Source organism: Planococcus notacanthi (assembly GCF_030407825.1).
Classification (GTDB): domain Bacteria; phylum Bacillota; class Bacilli; order Bacillales_A; family Planococcaceae; genus Planococcus; species Planococcus notacanthi.
In genome coordinates this window covers 1-23,930 of sequence record NZ_JASDCQ010000004.1, presented here as the reverse complement: position 1 = coordinate 23,930, position 23,930 = coordinate 1, and the positions used below count along the sequence as shown (strand labels likewise).

The 23,930-nt window shown below is 44.4% G+C and carries 18 protein-coding genes and 2 riboswitches; of the genes, 17 read left to right on the top strand and 1 reads right to left on the bottom strand.

Annotated features, from left to right (window positions below):
- Positions 1-38 precede the first annotated feature (38 nt).
- From QMA01_RS13525 to QMA01_RS13515, 3 genes are all read left to right on the top strand, one after another.
- The gene (locus QMA01_RS13525; RefSeq protein ID WP_290215204.1) at positions 39-1,298 is read left to right on the top strand and encodes a S8 family peptidase; all 1,260 of its coding nucleotides are present in this window, start codon (positions 39-41) and stop codon (positions 1,296-1,298) included.
- 96 nt (positions 1,299-1,394) lie between these two features.
- Positions 1,395-2,633, top strand: coding sequence for a helix-turn-helix domain-containing protein (locus QMA01_RS13520; RefSeq protein WP_290215203.1), 1,239 nt, complete (start codon positions 1,395-1,397; stop codon positions 2,631-2,633).
- 265 nt (positions 2,634-2,898) lie between these two features.
- Complete coding sequence (locus tag QMA01_RS13515) at positions 2,899-3,564, top strand: GNAT family N-acetyltransferase (protein ID WP_290215202.1); 666 nt, start codon at positions 2,899-2,901, stop codon at positions 3,562-3,564.
- Positions 3,565-3,618: 54 nt separating this feature from the next.
- Here the strand turns inward: QMA01_RS13515 and QMA01_RS13510 are convergent, their stop codons facing one another.
- Entirely contained in the window at positions 3,619-4,119 is a 501-nt protein-coding gene (locus tag QMA01_RS13510; protein WP_290215201.1) for a GNAT family N-acetyltransferase, read from the bottom strand.
- A gap of 327 nt (positions 4,120-4,446) precedes the next feature.
- Here QMA01_RS13510 and ilvD point away from each other — a divergent pair, with 327 nt between their 5' ends.
- From ilvD to QMA01_RS13440, 14 genes are all read left to right on the top strand, one after another.
- Entirely contained in the window at positions 4,447-6,132 is a 1,686-nt protein-coding gene (gene ilvD, locus QMA01_RS13505; RefSeq protein ID WP_290215200.1) for a dihydroxy-acid dehydratase, read from the top strand.
- Positions 6,133-6,456: 324 nt separating this feature from the next.
- On the top strand, positions 6,457-7,470 hold the full coding sequence (locus tag QMA01_RS13500; RefSeq protein WP_290215198.1) for a TRAP transporter substrate-binding protein: 1,014 nt from the start codon (positions 6,457-6,459) through the stop codon (positions 7,468-7,470).
- Between the two features lie 123 nt (positions 7,471-7,593).
- Positions 7,594-8,064, top strand: coding sequence for a TRAP transporter small permease (locus tag QMA01_RS13495; protein WP_203340767.1), 471 nt, complete (start codon positions 7,594-7,596; stop codon positions 8,062-8,064).
- A gap of 2 nt (positions 8,065-8,066) precedes the next feature.
- Positions 8,067-9,335 carry a TRAP transporter large permease gene (locus QMA01_RS13490; RefSeq protein WP_191716089.1) on the top strand — a complete coding sequence of 423 codons (1,269 nt, stop codon included), beginning with the start codon at positions 8,067-8,069 and terminating at the stop codon, positions 9,333-9,335.
- A gap of 18 nt (positions 9,336-9,353) precedes the next feature.
- Positions 9,354-10,427: a tartrate dehydrogenase gene (locus tag QMA01_RS13485; RefSeq protein ID WP_191716088.1), complete on the top strand. Its 1,074-nt coding sequence runs from the start codon at positions 9,354-9,356 to the stop codon at positions 10,425-10,427.
- Positions 10,428-10,443: 16 nt separating this feature from the next.
- The gene (locus QMA01_RS13480) at positions 10,444-11,199 is read left to right on the top strand and encodes an SDR family NAD(P)-dependent oxidoreductase (protein ID WP_290215197.1); all 756 of its coding nucleotides are present in this window, start codon (positions 10,444-10,446) and stop codon (positions 11,197-11,199) included.
- Positions 11,200-11,218: 19 nt separating this feature from the next.
- The gene (locus QMA01_RS13475; protein ID WP_290215196.1) at positions 11,219-12,661 is read left to right on the top strand and encodes an aldehyde dehydrogenase family protein; all 1,443 of its coding nucleotides are present in this window, start codon (positions 11,219-11,221) and stop codon (positions 12,659-12,661) included.
- A gap of 508 nt (positions 12,662-13,169) precedes the next feature.
- Entirely contained in the window at positions 13,170-14,639 is a 1,470-nt protein-coding gene (locus QMA01_RS13470; protein WP_290215195.1) for a nicotinate phosphoribosyltransferase, read from the top strand.
- An 11-nt stretch (positions 14,640-14,650) separates the two neighbouring features.
- A complete protein-coding gene (nadE, locus tag QMA01_RS13465) occupies positions 14,651-15,481 on the top strand; it encodes an ammonia-dependent NAD(+) synthetase (protein WP_290215194.1) in 831 nt (276 codons plus the stop codon).
- A 157-nt stretch (positions 15,482-15,638) separates the two neighbouring features.
- A complete protein-coding gene (locus tag QMA01_RS13460) occupies positions 15,639-16,589 on the top strand; it encodes an AAA family ATPase (RefSeq protein ID WP_191716083.1) in 951 nt (316 codons plus the stop codon).
- A complete protein-coding gene (locus QMA01_RS13455) occupies positions 16,586-17,800 on the top strand; it encodes a DUF58 domain-containing protein (RefSeq protein WP_290185784.1) in 1,215 nt (404 codons plus the stop codon). Before QMA01_RS13460 ends, QMA01_RS13455 begins: the two co-directional genes overlap by 4 nt.
- On the top strand, positions 17,797-19,980 hold the full coding sequence (locus QMA01_RS13450) for a transglutaminase domain-containing protein (protein WP_290215193.1): 2,184 nt from the start codon (positions 17,797-17,799) through the stop codon (positions 19,978-19,980). The genes QMA01_RS13455 and QMA01_RS13450 overlap by 4 nt, the downstream gene beginning before the upstream one ends.
- A gap of 32 nt (positions 19,981-20,012) precedes the next feature.
- A riboswitch (purine riboswitch) is annotated at positions 20,013-20,114 on the top strand.
- A gap of 125 nt (positions 20,115-20,239) precedes the next feature.
- Entirely contained in the window at positions 20,240-21,778 is a 1,539-nt protein-coding gene (gene guaA / locus QMA01_RS13445; RefSeq protein ID WP_290215429.1) for a glutamine-hydrolyzing GMP synthase, read from the top strand.
- Positions 21,779-21,894: 116 nt separating this feature from the next.
- Positions 21,895-21,996: riboswitch (purine riboswitch) on the top strand.
- A 116-nt stretch (positions 21,997-22,112) separates the two neighbouring features.
- A complete protein-coding gene (locus QMA01_RS13440; RefSeq protein ID WP_290215192.1) occupies positions 22,113-23,450 on the top strand; it encodes an NCS2 family permease in 1,338 nt (445 codons plus the stop codon).
- Positions 23,451-23,930: the final 480 nt, after the last annotated feature.

Below are 23,930 nucleotides of genomic sequence, written 5' to 3'. Positions count from 1 at the left end.
TAACAGCCATATACCATATTGGAAAAGGGGATTGAACGATGAAGAAATCAGCAAAATTCATTACGACGGCAATGTTGGCAGCTACTTTGCTAATACCGGCAATGGGCGTCAGCGCCAACGGGGAATCCACTGAAAAAGCGAACGGCAATGAGAAATTCCGTGTACTCGTCGATTCGGCGAATCAACAGGACCTGAAAAATGCTAAAAACCAATACGGGGTCCAATGGGATTTTAAAGGTGAAGGATTCACCACCAATATGAACGCAAAGCAATATGAGGCTCTCCAGAAAAACAAAAACATAAAAGTAGAAAAAGTTCCTGAATACAGCATTGAAGCGACATCTTCTGAACCGCTTGCTAAATATTCAACAATGGCTGCTTCTCAAGCAACACCATGGGGCATCAAAGCAATCTACAACAACTCAAGCCTGGCCAAGACATCAGGTGGTGCGGGCATCAATATCGCCGTTCTGGATACGGGAGTTAACGTCAACCATCCTGATCTGTCGGGCAATGTTGAACAATGTAAAGACTTTACTCTCAGCGCGAGCATCACAAACGGCACCTGTACCGATCGTCAAGGGCATGGTACACACGTAGCCGGTTCGGCTCTTGCGAATGGCAATGGAGGATTATATGGAGTTGCTCCTCAATCCGATCTTTGGGCTTATAAGGTATTAGGCGACGATGGGTCAGGTTCTTCCGATGATATCGCTGCAGCGATTCGCCACGTTGCAGACCAGGCCACTGCTTTAAAAACAAAAGTAGTCATCAATATGTCTTTAGGATCTTCTGCGGAAAGCAGCTTGATTACAAACGCAGTCAACTATGCATATAACAAAGGGGTATTGATCATTGCAGCAGCCGGTAACTCAGGTCCTGCACAAGGGTCAATCGGCTTCCCGGGCGCATTGCCGAATGCCGTAGCAGTTGCGGCACTTGAGAACGTGATCCAGAACGGCACATACCGTGTAGCGGATTTCTCTTCACGCGGCTATAGCTCTACAGATGGCGATTACTCCATCGGCAAATACGATGTTGAAGTCTCAGCTCCTGGAGCAGCGGTATACTCTGCTTGGTATACAGGCGGCTATGCAACAATCAGCGGAACTTCAATGGCTTCGCCGCATGCAGCAGGCCTTGCAGCAAAAATTTGGGCAACAACTCCAAATTCTTCAAACGTCCAAATTCGTACAAACCTGCAAAATCGTGCAAAAGCATATGACATCCTTTCTGGATCAGGTGCTGGCGTTGGCGATGATTATGCATCAGGCTTTGGTTTCTCACGTGTACAATAAGCAGTTACAACTTTAAATGCCAAACAATCCCTTCAAAAATGTAGGGATTGTTTTTTTATGGTATATTTCTTTTAATCTGTAAAAAAGGGTGAAATTATGAACGTCGGCTCGATTATCAAATATTACCGCTCGAAAAACAATTTAACGCAATCTCAATTGGCAGATGGCATCTGTTCGATTTCTCATTTGAGCAAAATCGAATCCAATGCTTATTTGCCGCACGAATCCACTATCAAGGCATTGTTGTTGAAAATGGGCGTCCAATTGAACAAAGAACTGGAAAAGCATAAGCGGCTGGAAAAACTGCTCGGGAGATTTGTTGACTGCTCTCTTCATTACGATCTTGAAACCATGCGCAATTTGTACCAGCAGCTTGAAGTGGAAAATGATTATATACAATCCACCGGGTTGGTGAACCAGTACGAATTGTATAAATTCCGTTTTTATATTTATGACAATGACAGAGTCAAGGCAGAGCGGCAAAAAAAGCTGCTGGAGCGCATGAAAGCCTCTTTCTTGGCAGCAGAGCTTTGGGTACATCAGTTTTTTCAATCGCTGTACTTCTCGATGTTGGGAGACAACAGCCGTTCGCTCGAATTCCTAAACAACCTGGATTCGGGGATCCAAAGCATTCCTCAAAAGTTTGAAGGAGAATTTTATTATCAGAAGGCACGCATGCTGGTGCTGGCTGACCGCTATGAGTTGTCTGCGCATTACGCAGAACTGGCGGTACGATCTTTCCAGCTTCACCATAATTACATCCGGCTCCTGCATGCGCAAATGCTGTTGGCCATCAATTATACCCGGAGAAACCTGCTGGTACAGGCAGAAAGCATTTACGAAGTGCTGATCCGCAATACTCATTTGACTAAGCAATTGGAATTGCACAATCAAACACTCTACAACTACACCGAACTGTTGAAAACTAAAGGTGAGCATGGGGAAGCGCTGGAAATTCTGCATGCATTAAAAGACAAAATCACTCCTGACAGCTATTTCTACAAAGCCGTATTGTTGAGCCTGTTGGAAGCGATGGTTGAAACAGGTCAGAATGCCGCCTTGCTGATCGAGGAACTGAAAGCGATCAGCAATCCATTAGAGGATAAATACTTTCATATTTATGCCAATTACTTTGATAAAAGAAATTTTTCCCAACCAGATCTTTTGACCTATTCTGAGGAAAAAATGTTTCCATTTTTCAGAAAACATGGTTATATAAAGGAAACCAAAACTATTGCTGCAGAGTTAGCAGCTTATTACCAAAAGCAAGAGGATTGGGAAAAAGCTTATTTTTACCAATCATACCGGGAAGAGAATGGCGGTGAATTGAAATGATGAAAACAAAACTGTTTCTGCTATCAGTCGTATCCACTGGCTTAATTGGTGTGATGGTAATCGGCGGTCCCAATATCCTGCCGCCAATTTAATCGGTTCAATAAATAGCAGCTCAACTTTGAGCATTTTTCAGGCTACAGGCAAACTCATTCTAACTGAGTTTGCCTGTAGCCATTTTCATGGAAAAACTCCCGTTGCCAGGAAGCATGGTGGTTTCTGTAAGCAGCGATATCGTATGATAGAGATTAAGAAAGGGGAGAGGAATGTGTATAGCAAGAAGCAATATGTCTTTGACAATGACAAGCCGGTGAAGGCAGAGATCCGTAATTATGGAAAGTCTGATTTTCCGGATTTGATTGCCATTCAAAAGGAAAGTTTTCCGCCCCCATTCTCTTCAGATCTCTGGTGGAATGAACAACAATTGGCGAGTCATGTAGCTCTGTATCCAGAAGGGTCACTGTGCATTGAAGTTGAAGGAGAAGTAGTGGGTTCGATGACGGCATTGTTGACGGATTTTGATCCTGCTCATCCGGAGCACACATGGCAAGAGGCGACGGACAACGGCTATATCCAAAACCATAAGCCGAATGGTGCTACATTGTATATCGTTGATATCTGTGTTCATCCGAAATACCGGTCGTTGAAATTGGGGCAGCTTCTGATGCAGGCAATGTATGAGAGAGTGGTGCACGATGGGTTGGAGCGTCTGCTTGGCGGTGGCAGAATGCCCGGATACCATAATTGTTCTGACCGGTTTACAGCCGAACAGTACGCAGAGCAAGTCATCGTCGGAAAGCTGAAAGATCCCGTGATTTCTTTTCTTTTGCGTTGTGGGAGAACGCCCGTAACAGTGGTGTCCAATTATGTAGAAGACAAAGAATCTGCCGATTACGCATTGCTGATGGAGTGGAAAAATCCATTTCGCCAGTAAAACTGGGTAGCTATAAAAAACAAGCCACAGAAATTATGGCTTGTTTTTTTATAGCTATAGATTATAACGAAACGCTTGAACGACAATGCCGTCATCAAGAGGAGCAAAGTCAAGTGGAGGTACACGCTGAAATCCCATTTTTTCATAAAGTCCAATGGCGTTTTCCATAAAACTGCCGGTATGGAGACCCACGAACTTTTGCCGGCGAATTTTAGAAATATCGATGCAATGCTCGACTAAAGTTTTGCCGACGCCTCGGGAACGGAATTCTGCACTGACAGCCAACATGCGGATTTCAGGATATTCAATCTTTTGGGTATCCCATCCATATGCAATGGACTCAGCTGGAAACAGCGCAACACTGCCAGCAATATGGCCATCAATTTCTGCGACGAATACTTCAACACCAGCATCCTGGTCGTTGGTGGAAGCTAAACTGGCTTTCAGCATATCCCAATGTTCTGGTGTAAGGACTTCTTTATATGGCTGATAGGAAGACAATCGTTGTTCTTTCAATAAAAAAAATTCACTGCTTTTAGCTTGTCGGATCAACACATGATCATCTCCTTTAGCTTGCACTTCTGATCTTTTTAAATTGTTACGGGAATAACATGATTCCAAGTGTGTTCATAAAAACGCGGATTCACTAATGCTTCAGACAGTGAATGAAACTATATTGCTTTCATAAAGTTATTGTAGACAAGGTAATTATAAAGAAATATATTGCATACAGCAAGAAAGAAATCTAGAAGCAATTGATGAAACCGCATACATGTGTAATTTATTTGACGATTATAAAAATAATGAAATTATTATTTTTTTATTCGTTGAATTCTGACAAATGTACTCTATAATAAATAGAAAAGAAAGGATAGGATAATTATGAAAAAAGATTTGCGCATCAACAGTAAGGTTTTTAGTGAAGGGGCAATGAAAGCACCGAACCGTGCCATGCTTCGTTCAGTGGGTGTAACAGATGAAGATTTCAAGAAACCGATGATTGGTGTCGCGAGCACATGGAGCGAAGTGACACCGTGTAATATACATATTGACGACTTGGCGATCAGTGCGAAAAAAGGTGCTAGAGAAGCTGGGGGCGTCCCATTCATATTTAATACAATTACAGTGTCTGACGGAATTTCCATGGGAACCGAAGGCATGAAGTATTCTCTTTCAAGCCGCGATGTGATTGCCGATTCGATTGAAACTGTAGTAGGGGCGGAAAGTTTGGATGGTTTAGTGGCCATCGGCGGATGTGATAAGAACATTCCGGGTTGCTTGATCGCCATTGCCAATTCAGAGGTTCCAGCTGTTTTTGTGTACGGTGGTACGATTGCGCCTGGACGCCACAATGGGCAGGATATCGACATTGTTTCGGTATTTGAGGGTGTCGGCCAGCATAATAATGGAGACATCAACGATGACACGCTTCGCAATATTGAATGCGGTGCTTGTCCAGGAGCAGGATCATGCGGCGGCATGTATACTGCAAATACCATGGCATCTGCGGCTGAAGCGATGGGCATGAGTTTGCCAGGGAGCGCTTCGAATCCGGCAGTATCTGCTGAAAAGCTGGCAGATTGTGAAAAAGCTGGAGCAGCAGTACATAACTTGCTTGAACTGGGAGTTTATCCGAAAGACATTATGACGAAAGAAGCGTTCGAGAACGCCATCACCGTTGTTATGGCGCTTGGCGGTTCAACAAATGCTATCTTGCACTTACTGGCTATTGCGCATGCTGCGGAAGTTGATTTGACAATCGACGATTTCAACCGCCTGCAGAAGACGGTTCCGCATTTGGCCGATTTGAAGCCGAGCGGCAAATACGTCATGCAGGACTTGCACGAGGTCGGCGGAGTTCAGGCAGTCATGAAAATGCTGCTTGAAGCAGGCTATATTCATGGGGATTGCATGACGGTCACAGGCAAAACAGTGGCTGAAAATCTGCAGGAGTCGCCTGGATTGCAGGAAGGGCAAAAAGTCATCATGCCTTTCGATAATCCGAAACGTAAAGATGGTCCACTGATCGTCCTGAAAGGAAATCTTTCGCCGAACGGCGCAGTAGCGAAAGTGTCCGGCGTAAAAGTGAAACGCCACACAGGTCCTGCTCGCGTTTATAATAACGAAAAAGAAGCAACGGCAGCCGTTATGGCCAATGAAATCAACGATGGAGACGTATTGGTCATCCGCTATGTAGGACCAAAAGGTGGTCCGGGAATGCCGGAAATGCTATCGGTATCTGCAATTCTGGTTGGTAAAGGCATGGGCGCATCCGTCGCTTTGCTGACTGACGGGCGTTTTTCAGGGGGAACCCATGGCCTTGTCGTTGGACATATTGCACCTGAGGCACAAGTTGGCGGGCCGATCGCCTTTTTACAGGAAGGCGATATGGTGACAATCGATTCGGAGTTGCAGGAAATTTCCATGGATGTTTCCGAAGCAGAACTGGAAGAGCGACGTAAACAATGGGTAGCGCCACCGCTTCATAAAAAAGGCGTTCTTGGAAAATATGCACATAACGTGTCATGTTCTTCAAAAGGAGCAGTTACAGATTATTTGAATCGATAAGTTTACTCGGTGGGAGTTCACATTCCCGCTGAGTTATTCTGATCTAAATAGACGAAATATTGAATAAAATATTGTTTTGGAGCTGTGCTCTTATCATAGGCCTATCTTGCTTAATCTAATGCTATTTCTGCTGGAAACTGAAGAAGTCAGCTGGATTATGAAATTGCTGATTACCAGTTAAATTAAAAAGCTCTATTCTGCAGGGGTTTATATTCCGCAGAAATGTAACGCACCATATGGACTTTCACGAGGAATGGATGCCCAACTTCCATAAGAGCATTCAATTCATCGGTAAAGCGCGATAAAAAAGGGGGAAGCAAAAGTATGGCAAAGAAGAAGTTCGGATTTATTTCGGTGATGATGGCCAGTGTTTTAGCATTAACGGCATGTGGAGGTTCCGATAGCAGTTCATCTTCAGAAGAAGGAAGCTCAGGAGAAACCTATGTCCTTCAAGCTGGACATTCGCTGCCAGATGACCACCCTTACCATATCGGCTTTTTAGAGATGGCTGAAGCGGTAGAAGAACGTACAGATGGCCAAGTAAAAATTGAAGTGTTCGCGAACAGTGAGATTGGTGCGGAACGTGAGTTGACTGAAGGAATGGGACTGGGGACAGTCGATTTGGTGGTCTCTTCAACCGCACCAGTCACTAACTTTGTGCCGGAGTTGGGCGTATTGGATGTGCCATTCCTTTTTCAAGATCGTGAATCCGCAGTAGAGGTTCTCGAAGGCGACATTGGAGACGAGTTATTCGCCAAAATGGAGGAAAACGGCATTATCGGCTTATCATGGGGAGAAAATGGTTATCGCCACATCACCAATGCAGTACGTCCAGTCGAAACTCCTGAAGATTTGAAAGGCCTGAAGATCAGAACACAGGAAAATGAAATTCATCTAGCTGCTTTTGAGGCATTAGGTGCGCAGCCGACACCAATGGCTTGGACTGAAGCGATTACAGCTTTGCAACAAGGGGTTGTTGATGCACAGGAAAATCCGGCAATTGTCGCAGATCAGTTCAGTCTTTACGATGCCAATCAGAAATATATGAGTTTAACAGGACATGTTTATTCCGTTGCCATCTATATGATGAGCCAGCAAACATACGACGAACTGCCTGAAGATTTGCGTGACATCGTTGTCGAAGAGGGGCAAAAAGCAGGAGCGAAAGAACGTGATTTGATTGTCGAAATGGAGAAGGAATCCATTCAGAACTTGAAAGATAACGGTGTGGAAATCATCGAAGACATCGACACTGCACCTTTCCAGGAAGCGATTCAACCGGTTTATGAAACCATCGAGCACCAGGATCTGCTCAATGAAATTCTGGACGCCCAATAATTGAACGAGGAAAACTTTTAACAGAAGTTTTCTTTATCTTTATTGTTCGTTAAAGCATGGAGATATAAGGAAATCTGAAAAAGAGAGAATCTATTCTCTCTTTTTTCTATCGGGGGAAAGGCGATGAATAAATTAGTCGATTACATGAACTGGGGCATCAAGCACGTATTGAACCTTTTGATGGCTTTGTTGGTCGTTGTGGTTTTTCTGCAGGTGATTTTCCGCTTTGCACTTGATTCACCGCTTGCCTGGACTGAAGAATTGGCACGTTACAGCTTGATTTGGCTGACTTTTTTAGGAGCAGCTTATGCAATGTCTTCAAAGGCGCACATCGGGATGGAATTTTTTGTGAATTTATTTAACCTCTCTATCCGCAAAGCACTCTACATCATCGCGACATTTGCCAGTCTGCTTTTTTTCCTGTTGATGGTAATAGAAGGCTATGACTTGGCGATGCAAGGGATGTCACAATTATCGCCGGTGTTACGAATTCCTATGGGGATGATTTATATGGTCATTCCAGTGAGTGGTGCGATTTTAATTATCAATATGGCCTCGCAGTTTTCAAAAGACTTTAAAAGCGGGGGTGTCTGAAGATGGCATTGGTACTGTTTATCTTATTGATGGTGTTATTTTTAATAAATGTTCCAATTGCAGTAGCTCTTGGGCTTGCCTCTACTCTTGTCTTCTTTCTCGATGGCAATGTATCGTTGATTGTGATCATTCAACGGATGTTCAACTCTGTAGATTCATTCCCTTTGATGGCTATTCCCTTCTTTATTTTGGCAGGGAAATTGATGGAAAGCGGAGGGATCTCCCAGCGTTTGATTCATTTGGCCAATGTTATTTTCGGCCGTGTCAAAGGGGGACTAGGCATTGTCTCAATTGTCGCTTGTGCGTTTTTTGCGGCTATTTCAGGTTCGGCTGCTGCCACTACAGCAGCAGTCGGAGCATTGATGATTCCGGCAATGGTCAATAAAGGCTACGACAAAAGTTTTGCAACAGCAATCCAAGCTGCAGGGGGAACTATCGGCATTATGATTCCTCCGAGTGTGCCGCTCGTCCTTTATGGAGTAGCAGCCGGTGTTTCGGTGAGTGACTTATTTATCGCTGGAATTGTTCCTGGACTGTTCGTTATGGTGTCGCTCATTCTGTTGGTTTATTTGATCTCTTTGAAAGAAGGGTATGGCGGAGGCGAAAAATTCGGCTTCAAAGATTTCTTTAAAGCGTTTTTCGATGCTTTCTTGGCCTTGATGATGCCGGTCATCATATTAGGCGGGATTTATGGGGGGATCTTCACTCCGACGGAAGCAGCCGTTGTGGCAGTTGTCTACGGATTGATTGTCGGGATCTTTATCTACCGGGAAATCAAATTTAAAGACCTTATCCATATATTTTCTTCCTCCGTCGTGGTGACAGCGGTCATCATGTTCATCATTGCGGGAGCTTCCGTATTCGGCTATTACTTGACGCGGCAACGGATTCCAGCTGAATTGACCGAGCTGATGCTCGGGGTTACCGAGAATTGGATCATCGCTTTATTGATCATTAACTTGTTATTGCTGATCTGCGGCGTTTTCCTTGAAACTTCAGCTGCCATCATCATTTTAACGCCGATTCTCGTGCCTATCGCCAGTGCCCTGGGCATTGACTTGGTCCATTTCGGAATCATTATGATTGTCAACCTTGGAATTGGATTCATTACACCGCCAGTAGGCGTCAATTTATTTGTTGCAGCTAATATCGCAGGAACAAAATTCGAAAGTCTCTTGAAAGCGATTGTTCCGTTTATTCTGATCATGATTGTAGATGTCATTATAATTTCGTTTATTCCAGGGATCAGCTTATTCCTTCTTGGAGATTAACTAATTGGGGGAGAGTTTATGACAACGTATAAAATAGCGGTTCTTCCGGGGGATGGAATCGGACCGGATGTAACTGCCGAAGCTATCAAAGTGCTGGAAGCGCTGAAACAGCAGGATCCTGATTTTAAAATCGAATTTCGGCCATTCGAATGGGGCAGTGAGTATTATTTGGAACACGGTCGGATAATGCCGGAAGATGGGTTGGATCAATTGAAAAGCTTTGATGCCATTTTATTTGGAGCAGTGGGAGATAAGCGGGTGCCGGATGAAATCACCATTTGGGAATTGATTATGCCCATTCGGAAAAACTTTCAGCAATATGTCAATATGCGCCCCATCAGACGCTTGGCGGGTATTGAATCTCCTTTGAAAAATGAACAGCCCATTGATTTTATGGTATTCCGTGAAAATGCGGAAGGAGAGTATTCAAATATCGGGGGACGGCTTTATCAACAGCAGTCCCAAGAAATGGCCATTCAAAACACTGTCATTACGAAGCAAGGTGTAGAACGCATCGCTAAATATGCCTTTGAATATGCCAGAAAAAACAAAAAATCAAAGGTGACAAGCGCCACGAAATCCAATGCCATTATCCATTCGATGAAGTTATGGGATGAAGTCGTGAAGGAAGTAGCAGAAGACTATGGCGAGATTGAACTCGAAAGCAATTTTATCGATGCGCTGGCAGCTTATTTCGTGATGCGTCCGGAATCGTTTGAAGTAGTGGTGGCATCGAATCTATTCGGAGACATATTGACGGATCTTGGAGCTGCTTTAGTAGGGGGCTTAGGTGTTTCGCCGTCAGGCAACATCAATCCGGACCGGACATTTCCTTCCATGTTTGAAGCGATTCATGGATCAGCACCGGATATTGCTGGAAAAGGAATCGCTAATCCGATTGCACAAATTTGGTCAGCCGCTCTAATGCTGGATCATCTGGGACGGCCGGATCTATCCACGGCAATTGTCGATGCCATTGAACAAGTATTGCAAGAAGGCCGGGTACTGACGCCGGACTTAGGCGGAACTTCAACGACGCAGGAGCTTGGCTCGGCGATTGCGGAAAAGGTTCAACAGCTGATTGTTAAATAGAAGCGGAGGAACTCAAATGAATGTAAATGAGAAAGTGGCGATTGTAACAGGCGCAGGAGGCGGAATGGGAAAAGTGGTTGTCGAACAATTTCTTGAACAAGGCGCAAAAGTGGCGGGGATCGATATTCAAACTGCCGGCCTAGTCGAACTGGAATCTCGATATCCTGAACAATTGCTGGTTATACAAGGAAATTTGGCAGACGAGGAAAGTGTCGAATCGGCTATAAAAAAAACAGCGGAAACTTTCGGTCAGATTGACGTATTGGCCAATGTCGCCGGCATTGCCCAAGCGGCAACAGATATCGAAAAAGTTTCATTGAAAGACTGGGAGCGTATCATGTCCATCAATTCGACAGCGGTCTTTTTAACTTCCCGAGCGGTTGTACCTTATATGAAACAGCAAAAAAACGGATCCATCATCAACATCGCATCGGTGTCCGTGGATCGGCCAAGACCAGGATTGAATGCATATGTAGCTTCTAAGGGAGCAACGATTTCTTTGACGAAAGCGCTGGCGATTGAATTGGCTCCGTATAACATACGGGTCAATGCCATCAATCCAGGGCCAGCCGATACTAAAATGCTGGGTGAATTCACCACAGCCGGCGGCAATGAAGGCGAAGCAAAAGAAAATATTTTCCGTAAAAGTGTGCCCCTCGGTGAATTGATTACACCTGAGGCTATTGCCAATTGTGTTCTATACTTAAGTTCTGATTTGGCGAAAATGATGACGGGCAGCGTAGTGAACGTTGATGGAGGACGCGGAATTTAATTGGAAAGAGGTGAAAAACGTGAAAAAACAACAGATGTATATCAATGGCCAGTGGCTGGACAGTAACGAAGAGGAACATTTTGAAACAATAAATCCGGGTACCGGCGAAGTGCTGGCGCAAATTCCAAGAGGCAAAAAACAGGACGTGGACGCAGCGGTCCAAGCGGCACGCAACCGGTTTGAATCAGAGGAATGGCAATCCTTTCCCCCGATTGAAAGAGGGAGGATTCTGCATAAAGTGGCTGACGCATTGAGGAGAGATGCGGAAGAAATCGCTTTGCTGGAGACCTTGGATACCGGAAAACCATTAACGCAGGCACGTAAAGATGTAGAGGCATCGGCGCTGTATTTCGAGTACTATGCAGGAATGGCGGATAAAATTTTCGGGGAAACCATACCAGTTCAACCGGGGATTCTGGATTATACCTTGCGGGAGCCGATTGGCGTTACTGCCCATATCATTCCTTGGAATTATCCACTGCAGATCATTTCCCGCTCAACGGCGGCTGCGATTGCAACCGGCAATACCGTTGTTGCCAAACCAGCGGAAGATACCCCGTTGACTGCCATTAAACTGGCGGAGATCTTTGATAAAACTGCTTTGCCGAAAGGCGTATTCAATTTGGTGACAGGTTATGGTTTTGAAGCAGGGTCGGCAATTTCCGAACATCCGGATGTTGACCACATTACCTTCACGGGTTCTGTCCAAACAGGATCGGCCGTCATGATGGGTGCGGCTAAAAATGTAAAGCCGGTGACGTTGGAGTTGGGCGGGAAATCACCGAACCTCATCTTCGAAGATTGTGATCAGGAAGAAGCGGTGGATTGGGTTGTGCGGTCCATCATTCAAAATGCGGGACAAACCTGTTCAGCGGGCTCACGTCTTCTGGTGCAGCAATCGATTAAGGATGAATTCCTGAAAAAAGTTGTAGCAAAAATGCAGGCGATCCAAATCGGAAAAGGAGTAGATGACCCTGACTTGGGCCCGATTTTAAATGAAAAACAATTCAACCGAATTCTGGATTTCATGGATGTCGCCAATAAAGAAGGGGCAACTTTCCTAACAGGAGGACAGCGGCAGGAAACTGCCGGCCTTGAAAACGGCTACTTTTTCCAGCCGACCGTCATCGATGGCCTGGCTCCGAAAAGCTATGTCGCGCAGGAAGAGATTTTTGCGCCGGTGGTAGCTGCCTTTTCATTTGATACAGAGCAGCAGGCGATTGATCTGGCTAATGGCACAGACTATGGATTGGTAACAGGAATTTGGACAAAAGATGGAGCGCGGGCCCATCGTATAGCCAGCAAAATTCGTGCCGGCCAGGTGTTCATCAATAATTACGGTGCAGGCGGCGGGGTTCAAATGCCATTTGGCGGCTATAAGAAAAGTGGATTTGGCCGTGAAAAAGGGCTCGAAGCTTTGCGCAATTACACCATCTTGAAAAATGTAGCGCTGAAGTACTAACGCATGGAATTGGAAAAGGGATGCCCTCTGTGTAGAGGACATCCCTTTGTTTGTTTAAGGTAACTATAATTTATTTTGACTCAATTTTTCAACCCGTGTTATCGGGGAATCATTTCCATTGAAAGTGTTACTTCCAGTACCGCGGTCATTGTTCCACTGGTTGCTTTCTAACTTAAGCAACGTAAACCCTACCTTCTTTTACGTCCTTGCGATCCTTAAATCGCGCCAGTGTGAATAAGTATTCTCAAAAACTTCTATAGTAGAATGCCAGATTATCAAAATTTACCAGTTACCTTTGTGTTAACTAGTTCAGTATCTCACATTTATTCATGGGTGTCAAAGAGTTAGTCTGCAGGATGCTTACCAAAACTGTATAACACGAAATCGATTGCCTTTTGGTCATATGCCCCCAAACCAATTAAAAAGCAGGCAAATAGCTTTTATTTATTGTCACACCAGTATTGGTGTATAATTGTAGGCATTACGGATGCGGAAGAAGGAGATTCTTATGGATAAGCATTATACGGATGACAGTTTGGCGCTACATACAGATTTATATCAAATCAATATGTCGGAAGCTTATTGGGCGGATGGCATGCACAATCGGAAAGCGGTATTTGAATTGTTTTTCCGCAAATTGCCGTTTGGCAATGGCTATGCACTTTTTGCTGGGTTGGAACGTGTGCTGGATTATTTGAAGAACTTCAAGTTTACGGAAAGTGATTTGAAATATTTGCACGAAGAGCTGGGCTATAAAGAAGATTTTATTGCGTATTTACGTACCATTCGATTTACGGGTACTGTTTATTCGGTTGTTGAAGGTGAATTGGTTTTCCAAAACGAAGCGTTGATTCGTGTGGAAGCTCCGCTTGTCGAAGCGCAGTTGATCGAAACGGCCTTGTTAAACATCGTCAATTACCAAACTTTGATTGCGACGAAAGCGAGTCGCATCAAGCAAATTGTGAAAAATGAAAAGGTAATGGAATTTGGAACAAGACGCGCACAGGAAATGGACGCGGCTATTTGGGGAACGCGTGCAGCTTACATTGGCGGTCTTGAAGCGACCAGTAATGTACGTGCAGGGAAAAAATTCGGAATTCCGGTAGCAGGAACGCATGCCCATTCAATGGTGCAGGCTTACAAAGATGAATACGAAGCATTCCATGCATACGCAAAGCGACATAAAAACTGCGTCTTTTTAGTCGATACATACGATACCTTGAAATCAGGCCTGCCCATTGCCATAAAAGTGGCACAGGAACTTGGCGACCAGATCAACTTCCAGGGAATTCGCCTGGACAGTGGAGATATTGCTTTCTTATCTAAAGAGGCAAGAAAAATGTTGGATGCGGCCGGTTTCCCTGATGCTGAAGTCGTGGTATCCAATGATTTGGATGAATACACAATACTGAACTTGAAAGCGCAAGGCGCACGTGTCGATGCATGGGGAATTGGGACAAAGCTGATTACTGCTTATGACCAGCCGGCTCTGGGCGCTGTTTATAAACTTGTGGCCATTGAAAATGAAAACGGCGAAATGGAAGATACCATTAAAATTTCGGGAACTGCAGAAAAAGTTACCACACCCGGATTGAAAAACGTTTACCGAATCATAGATAGGGAAAATGGGAAATCAGAAGGTGATTACATTGCCATGCAAGATGAAGATCCTGCTTCTGAGGAACGCTTGAAAATGTTCCATCCAGTCCATACATTTGTCTCGAAATTTGTAACGAATTTCGATGCAGTCAACATTCATCAGAAAGTCATTGAAAATGGTGAAGTTATCTATGACAATCCAAGCCTTAAGGAAATGCAGCTCTACGGGATTCAAAACATGGAACTGTTGTGGGATGAATACAAGCGCTCATTGAACCCTGAGGAATATCCAGTGGATCTCAGCCAGAAATGTTGGGACAATAAGATGAAGAACATTCAAGAGGTTCGGCAGGCGGTTCATGACTATATCGGAGACTGAGGAGGAGTCAAATGTCTACTTTACAGCAGCAAATCATTGAAGAGCTGAAAGTTCAGCCTTCCATTCAAGCAAAAGAAGAAATCGAGCGTACCGTTTCATTTTTGAAAGAATACCTGAAGCACCATTCGTTTTTAAAAGGATATGTATTGGGGATTTCAGGTGGACAAGATTCTACATTAGTTGGAAAGATGGCTCAGATGGCTGTCGATCAGTTGAATGAAGAAACAGGGGATAATACGTACGGATTTTACGCAGTGCGATTGCCCTACGGCGTCCAATTCGATGAACACGATGCGAAAGATGCGCTGGAATTTATTCAGCCGACGAAAGTGTACACCATTAATATCAAAGAAGCTGTTGATGCCAGTGACCGCGCGTTGGAAGCGGCCGGTATTGAGTTGACCGATTTTATTAAAGGCAACGAAAAAGCGCGTGAACGGATGAAAGCCCAATATTCAGTAGCGGCGATACATAATGCAGTTGTATTGGGAACGGATCATGCAGCGGAAGCCATCACTGGATTTTACACGAAATTCGGAGATGGCGCTGCTGACGTGACGCCGTTAGTCCGTCTAAATAAACGTCAAGGGCGGGCAATGCTGAAGGAACTCGGTTCTCCGGAACATCTGTACACGAAAATCCCGACTGCGGATCTGGAGGAAGACAAACCCGCAATTCCAGATGAAGTGGCTCTTGGATTAACCTACGACATGATCGATGATTATTTGGAAGGCAAAAAGATCCCAACAGATGCTCAGGAAAAATTGGAAGGTTATTATTTGAGAACGCAGCATAAACGCCATTTGCCGATTACAATATTTGATGATTTTTGGAAAAAGTGAAGAACAGCAGGGATCCTTTGGGAGTCCCTGCTTTTTCTTTGGGAAAAAGGTCCGATGAAACAATCCGTGTAGTTGAGTTCTTGTCCATTATTCGTTATGATTACGATAAGATTGTGACAATTCAAACATTTTCTGATTTATATTGGGGGAACCATAGATGAACGCAAAAGAGCGATTGGAACAGGTAATTGATAATATCGAAAAAGTCATCATCGGCAAACGCAATATTGCTGAACTCAGCATTGTCGCGATGCTGTCGCATGGCCATGTCCTGCTTGAGGATGTTCCCGGTGTTGGAAAAACGATGTTGGTCCGTGCATTGGCAAAATCTGTAGGAGCAGATTTTAAGCGCATACAATTCACACCCGATCTTCTTCCATCGGACGTAATCGGTGTCTCCATTTATAACCCGAAAGACATGGAATTCCATTTTAGGCCCGGTCCAATTATGGGCAACATCATTTTAGCCGATGAAATCAACAGAACCTCCCCGAAAACACAATCTTCCCTACTCGAAGCGATGGAAGAAGCTTCTGTGACCATTGATGGTGTCACAATGCAGATTCCTAAACCATTCTTTGTCATGGCCACACAAAACCCTATCGAATATGAAGGGACCTATCCGTTGCCGGAAGCGCAGCTCGACCGCTTTTTGCTGAAAATCAAGATGGGGTATCCTACGCCTAAAGAAGAAATGGAAGTGTTGAACCGCGCGCAGTCTGCTGCTCCGATTGAAGAACTGACTTCCGTCATTTCGCTCAATGAATTGCTGGAACTGCAGGAACAGGTGAAGACGATCAAAGTGGACGAAACCATCCGCAGCTACATTGTTGATTTGTCCAGACAGACCCGTCAAGATTCCTATGTTTATTTGGGGGTAAGCCCGCGTGGATCCATCGCACTCATGAAAGCTTCCCAAGCCTATGCTTTATTGAAAGGACGAAATTACGTAACGCCTGATGATGTGCAATATTTGGCGAAGTTTGTTTTCGGCCATCGCATCATGCTGCGGTCGGAAGCTCGTTATGATGGAATAACCGCCGAAGAAATTACTGAACGTATTTTAGCGAAAACCCGTGTGCCTGTCCAAAGGCTTGTTGGCCAATGAATCGGTTGAAAAAAATTACGGGTCTTTCAGGCCGGCTGATTCTTGTGGTGTTCTTTCTTTTCCTTACTTTTTCTTTTGCCATGTTTCAAGGAGGATTTGTCAGCTGGTTCATTTTTTATATGGCGCTGCCATTTATTGTGTATTCAATTTTGCTTACTTTCTATCCTTTGCAAGACGTTGAAGCCAATCGGGAAATACATACTGCCCAGGTTAGACAAGGGGGGGATTTTTCCGCCACTACCACGATTTACCGAAAGTACCCTTTCCCTTTGCTTTATACAGTGGTAAGCGAACAAACCAATTCGCCTTCCTTGAATAAGAGGTTGGCTGGCCAACAGCAAAAAATGATTGTCCCTGGATTTCGGAAAAAGGTTTCCTGGACATATGCTGTGGAGCAGATGCCGAGAGGTGAGCATGTGTTGGAGGGTGTTCATCTGGAAATTGCTGATTTTTTTGGGTGGGTGAAAAAAAGCCGCCTTTTGCCGATTCAACAAACGGTGCTAGTGTATCCAAATACTGTAGAAATCGCTTATCGTCCCATGGAATCCCGTTATGATCAAGGATCGACGGCTGCTCCTTTTACGCTGGTAAAAGATACCACCATGGCAAGCGGAATCCGTGATTATCAGCCAGGGGACCGAGTGTCCTGGATTCATTGGAAATCATACGCGCGTACCCAAACTTTGCGGACGAAAGAATTCGAAGACCGCCAGTCGCAGGACTTATTTTTGCTGGATGACCGCAGAAATTCAGAAAAATTCGAGTCGCAGGTGGAGCTTGTGGCATCAATCCTGCAGTCAATCGTCCGCGCCAATTCGAGCGTCGCGTATCTATCGGTCGGACACACTCGAAATTATTTCCCGATTATCCAAACCGAAGAGCATTTGCAGCGGGTCATGTATCATTTAGCCAAAGTACAAGATGACTTGGATAAGCCGGCAGAACAGGCCATTGGCCGCGAGCTTCAGCGGATGAATACATCAAGTTTGCTCTACGTGACCAGCGAATTGTCGGTAGATATGGTTCAGGCCATCCGAAAAAATGCGAAAAGCCTCAGCAATTGTACCTGTCTGGTCATCGCCAATAAAGGTGAACCTTTAAGTAAAAAAGATGAAGACGTGCACCAGTTTGCCCGCTCGAAAGGATTTATTGTCAGGCGTGTGAGTCCAGAGAACTTTGCAGCGGTGTTTACGGAGGTGAGCAGACAATGACTTCCATAAGAAAAAACAAACTGTTCATGGCTGTTTTGTATGTGCTGGTTTTTCTAATGCTTGCCGAATGGCTGACGCCCGTCATTGTGCTGACTGAAACGGGCCATAAAGCATTGTTTCTGTTTTTCATCGCTGCCGGTTTATTAATGGCTTTTTTGAGAGCACCTTGGTGGTTTTCAGGACCCATCAAGATTCTCTATATTCTCTGGTTCATTGTCTACGTCTATACAGGGAATTTGTTCTTTACCGGCGAAGCCATTTCATTTCTTCGAACGGATTTCAGTGTTAATTTTACTGCTCTGATGTCTCAAAATTGGGCACGGACAACGGATGTTTTCCGTACGGTATTATTTTTCACTTTATTATGGATGGCTATTTATTTGATTCATTATTGGGTAAGTTTCAGATTAAGCATCTTTTTATTTTACTTGCTGACGGTCATTTTCATAGCAGTCCTGGATACGTTCAGCCCTTATTCCGGAGACGCGGCAATTGTCCGCATCATGGTGATCGGCCTGCTTTTAGCCGGATTATTGCATTTGGCCCGTTGGATGGAAGGGCACCGCATTCTGGAGCGGACGGAAAAATTGGCTGCCTTTGCCGTGCCCCTGGTTTTAGTGGTGGCAGTATCGACGGCTTTAGCCTTGTACCTGCCTAAAGCCGGCCCGATTTGGCCTGATCCTGTGCCGTTTATCACTTCATTCTCCGGACAAGGAGGCGCGGGGATGGGGGGCAATGTTGGCCGTATCGGATACGGAGTCGATGATTCGCGTCTCGGTGGATCCTTTATTGGTGACGATACTGTAGCTTTTCATGCAGAGGTATCAGAAGGGCAGTACTGGAAAGTCGAGTCGAAAGATGTGTACACGACAAAAGGATGGGAATTAACCGAAAACGTAGATGAGTCCATCTTCTATGGCAATGACGAAACGGTTGATACCGGCTTTGATCCGGCTGAAGAAGAACTGGATTTGGCTATCTTGTCGATGGAGCAAGATTTTCCGTTTGTTCTTTATCCTTATGGGACTGCTTCTTTTTTCATGGAAGAATCACCGGATTATCAATACAGCCCGGCAGATCAACGATTTGAAACCTATCAGAATGGACAGGAATTTGAGCCTGAAGTGTATGAAATAGCTTTCAATGAGCCCAGTTATAGTTTAACTGCATTACGGGAAACGAGCGATGAAGATTTAGCAGAGCTTTCGGGCGATTTCGACCGTTTCTTGCAATTGCCCAATGAACTGCCGGAACGCGTCAGAAACCTGGCTGCTGAAATTACGGCAGGGGCAGAAACTGTCTATGATAAAACACGTGCTGTAGAACGTTATTTCAGTATCTCCGGATTTGAATACAGCCAATCCGATATTCCTGTACCTGAAGCTGATCAGGATTATGTAGATCAGTTCTTATTTGAAACCAAAAGAGGGTATTGCGATAATTTTTCCAGTTCCATGGTAGTGATGCTGCGTTCTTTGGATATTCCTGCCCGTTGGGTCAAAGGCTTCAATGAAGGAGAACTGATCGGGACCACTGGCGAGATTGATACGTATCAAGTGACGAACAATAATGCCCATTCTTGGGTAGAGGCCTATATGCCTGGGGTCGGGTGGATGCTGTTCGAACCGACTATCGGCTTTACTGGCGCTGCTTCCATCGATTTCGATTTAGAGCTGGATGCGGAAGATCCGGTACAGCCTGAACCAGAAGAACTTCCCCTTGAAGATAATCCTCAAACAGCTGAGGAAGAAGAAACGGCTGTTGCAGCCGGTCCTTCATTTGGAGATCGCGTTGCAGATTTCATTTCAGAAAATCGCTGGAAATTGATTTGGGGATTGCTTGGAGTGAGTGTTGCTGCATCCGTTCTCTTTAAGATTCGCCGTAAATGGATGCCCAAGCTACTGGTTTCCTATTACCGGAAAAGCGGTGGTGGGAGTGGACAATTTGAAAAAGCGTATTTGCGGCTTTTGAAGCAATTGGATTTGTATGGCATCCATAGAAGGCCGGGCCAAACCTTGAAATCCTATGCCGCATACATTGATTCGTTTTTTGGAACACGGGAAATGACTGAGCTGACCGAAGCATATGAACGTGCAGTTTATGGAGGCAATGCTGAATCTGTTGACTGGCTTAAGTTAAGGGAAAGTTGGGAAAATTTAATCAATCGGACAAGCGGTTGATTTTACAGCATGTAGCTTGTACAATTGAGAAAATTAAAGATTACAGGTGCCCTCATATATGTCCGGTGATATGGATCGGATGTCTCTACCAAGTCCCCGGAAATGACTTGACTATGAAGGTGGATGACGCATGCTTTTTGACATGTGCATTCGCCTTTTTGATGTAGAGCAGAAGAACGCGAGGTCCAATTTTCGCGTTCTTTTGCTATTTTGAGACCTGAATTGAATAGAAGAGGTGAAGGTTTTGCCAGTTAGTCCAATGTTGAAAGAGCAGAAAAAAATCGTCGTTTTGGATTTCGGAAGTCAATACAATCAGTTGATCACTCGCCGCATCCGTGAAATTGGTGTTTATAGTGAGCTTCATCCACATACTGTCACAGCTGAAGAAATCAAAGATATGAACGCTACGGGAATCATTTTCTCTGGCGGCCCGAATTCTGTTTACGATAAAAACGCTTTTTCTATCGATGAAGCGATTTTTGAAATGGGCTTGCCGATTTTGGGGATTTGCTATGGCATGCAGCTGATGGCGTTGCACTTGAAAGGAAATGTGGAGAAATCCCAAAACCGCGAGTACGGTAAAGCTGAGCTTAAGTTGACGAAAGAGAGCAAGATTTTCAAAGACCTTCCGGAAGAGCAGATTGTCTGGATGAGCCATGGTGACTTGGTCACTGCTGCACCTCCGGGATTTGATGTGATTGGAACAAGTGCTGGCTGTCCGATCGCTTCAATGGCTGACGAAAGCCGCGGATTCTACGGTGTTCAATTTCACCCGGAAGTGCGTCACTCGATTTACGGAAACGATCTTCTGCGCAAGTTCGTCTACGACGTTTGTGGCATGACTGATGACTGGTCGATGGAAAATTACATCGACTTGGAAATTGAAAAGATTCGTGAAGAAGTCGGCGACAAAAAAGTTCTTTGCGCACTTAGTGGTGGAGTAGATTCATCCGTAGTGGCTGTGTTGATTCATAAAGCGATTGGTGATCAATTGACGTGCATGTTCGTGGATCATGGTTTACTTCGCAAAGGAGAAGCCGAGAGCGTTATGAAAACTTTTGCTGACGGATTCAACATGAACGTCATCAAAATCGATGCACGCGACCGCTTCATGAAAAAACTTGAAGGCGTTAAGGATCCAGAGAAAAAACGCAAAATCATCGGCAATGAATTTATCTATGTCTTTGATGATGAAGCTTCGAAGTTGGAAGGCATGGATTTCCTTGCACAAGGAACTTTGTACACCGATATCATCGAAAGTGGAACAACAACCGCACAAACCATCAAATCTCACCACAACGTAGGCGGATTGCCTGATGACATGCAGTTTAAATTGATCGAGCCATTGAATACATTATTCAAAGATGAAGTACGTGTTCTAGGGACAGAGCTCGGCATGCCGGACGAAATTGTTTGGCGCCAGCCATTCCCAGGTCCTGGCCTAGGCATCCGCATCATGGGGGCTGTCACTGAAGAAAAATTGGAGATTGTCCGTGAATCCGATTGGATTTTACGCGATGAAATCAGCAAAGCTGGTCTCGATCGTGATATTTGGCAATACTTTACTGTGTTGCCGGATCTGCGCAGTGTAGGTGTTATGGGCGATGCCCGGACGTACGATTACGCTATCGGTATCCGTGCAGTCACATCAATTGACGGAATGACTTCTGACTGGGCACGCATCCCTTGGGAAGTGCTTGAGAAAATCAGTGTCCGATTGGTCAACGAAGTCGACCACATCAACCGTGTGCTGTATGACATTACGAGCAAGCCACCTGCAACTATTGAATGGGAATAAACTACAAAGGATGTCAGCTAACTAAGCTGGCATCTTTTTTACGAACTTTATTTGCATATTTTATATAAATGTTCGTGTTTAATCTTGTTAATTCATTTTATACATGATATATTACAAATGAAATTAAATAAGCTTGTCGTATAATGTCGGGGATATGGCCCGAAAGTTTCTACCGAGTTACCGTAAATGACTCGACTACGATTTTAATCCGCTCAAGTGAAGAGTAGGGTGCCTTTCAGTTTACAAGTGAAAGGATAAATCGGACGCATACGGCAATCTGCTGTATGCGTTTTTCTTTTGTAGAATTTATACGCAGGCATTCGGAGGAATCAGGATGAAAAAGTATTTTCAGTTTGAAGAACTGGGGACGAATTACCGCCGCGAAATTATCGGAGGCTTAACAACATTTTTAGCGATGGCTTATATACTGGTCGTCAACCCGTTGACGTTAACGTTGGAATCAGTTCCGGATCTTGATGATGCTTTACGGATGGATTATGGCGCTGTCTTTATGGCGACAGCTTTGGCTGCAGCGATTGGTTGTCTGGTTATGGGGATCCTGGCAAAGTATCCAATTGCGCTTGCTCCAGGGATGGGTTTAAATGCATTCTTTGCTTATACGGTTATTCTGACTTATGGGATTCCATGGCAAACTGCTTTGACAGGCGTACTGTTTTCCGGTCTTATATTTATTCTCATTACGTTAACCGGTCTTCGCGAATTGATCATCAATGCTATCCCTGCTGAATTGAAATATGCTGTAGGTGCCGGCATTGGGCTTTACATTACATTTATCGGGTTTCAGAATGCGGGAATTATTGTGGGCAATCCCGATACCTTGGTCGGGCTCGGAGATCTTTCGACTGGCTCAGCGTTGCTGGCGATCTTTGGTTTGGTAGTCACAGTCATTTTTATGGTCCGCGGCGTTCAAGGTGGAATCTTTTTTGGAATACTGATTGCAGCAATAGTTGGAATGATTTTCGGAGTTGTCAATTTGCCGAGCGCTATTGTAGATTTCAACGTACCGAGCATGGCGCCGACTTTTGGTGTAGCGCTTGAGCCGATTTTCAACGACTTCGGTTCATTGATGAACATTCAGTTCCTTGTAGTAGTATTGACTTTCCTCTTCGTCGATTTCTTTGATACAGCTGGCACATTAGTAGCTGTAGCCAATCAGGCAGGGTTAATGAAAGACAATAAACTGCCGAGAGCGGGCAAAGCGCTGATGGCTGATTCAATTGCTACAGTAAGTGGAGCGATTTTCGGAACGTCAACAACAACTTCCTATATTGAATCCACTTCAGGAGTTGCAGCTGGTGCCCGTTCAGGATTCGCCGCTGTTGTTACTGGCCTGCTTTTCCTGGTTTCGATTTTCTTTTACCCACTGCTTGAAGTGATCACAAGTGCAGTCACAGCACCAGCATTAATCATTGTAGGTGTATTGATGGTTTCGGCTTTAGGGAAAATAGATTGGACGAGATTTGAAATTGCCGTTCCAGCGTTTCTGACGATGATTGCTATGCCTCTTGGTTATAGTATTGCCACAGGGATCGCAATTGGTTTTATCTTCTACCCGATTACGATGATTGTAGCTGGGAAAGGGAAGCAAGTTCATCCTATTATGTATGGGTTGTTTGTGATTTTCATTCTCTATTTCATTTTCATAGCGTAAGCAAAAAAAGTCTGCCGGTTTTAACGGCAGGCTCTTTCTTTTTAAGTTGACTGAATTTCTGAGCTTTCTACTATATAGAAGGAGCTTTAAATCTGTTGAGGTTTTAATTGAGGAAAGTTTATTGGAAAATAGGTTTGAAGACTTAAAAGCTGAAGATTTTAGAGGGCTTTCTATAGAAGGAATTTCAATTGCTGACCAGCTGTGGGAAGCTATTGAAAGTTAGGGGGAAGATTGAATGTAAAGAGTGGATTTCCTTTCAAATTTGTAACGTTTTTGTAATCTTTTTATTAAGAATTTTCTGTTATAATAAAGTTGTGCAAAAATCTACTTTATAGTGTTGACTCTTAAATGCAAGCATGGTATATTAATTGAGTCGCAAGTGAACGCGACAAACTGAACCTTGAAAACTGAACAGCAAAACGTCAACATACAGCAACGGCCGCGCAAACGGCCCGCGCAAAACTTACTGATCAGCTAACG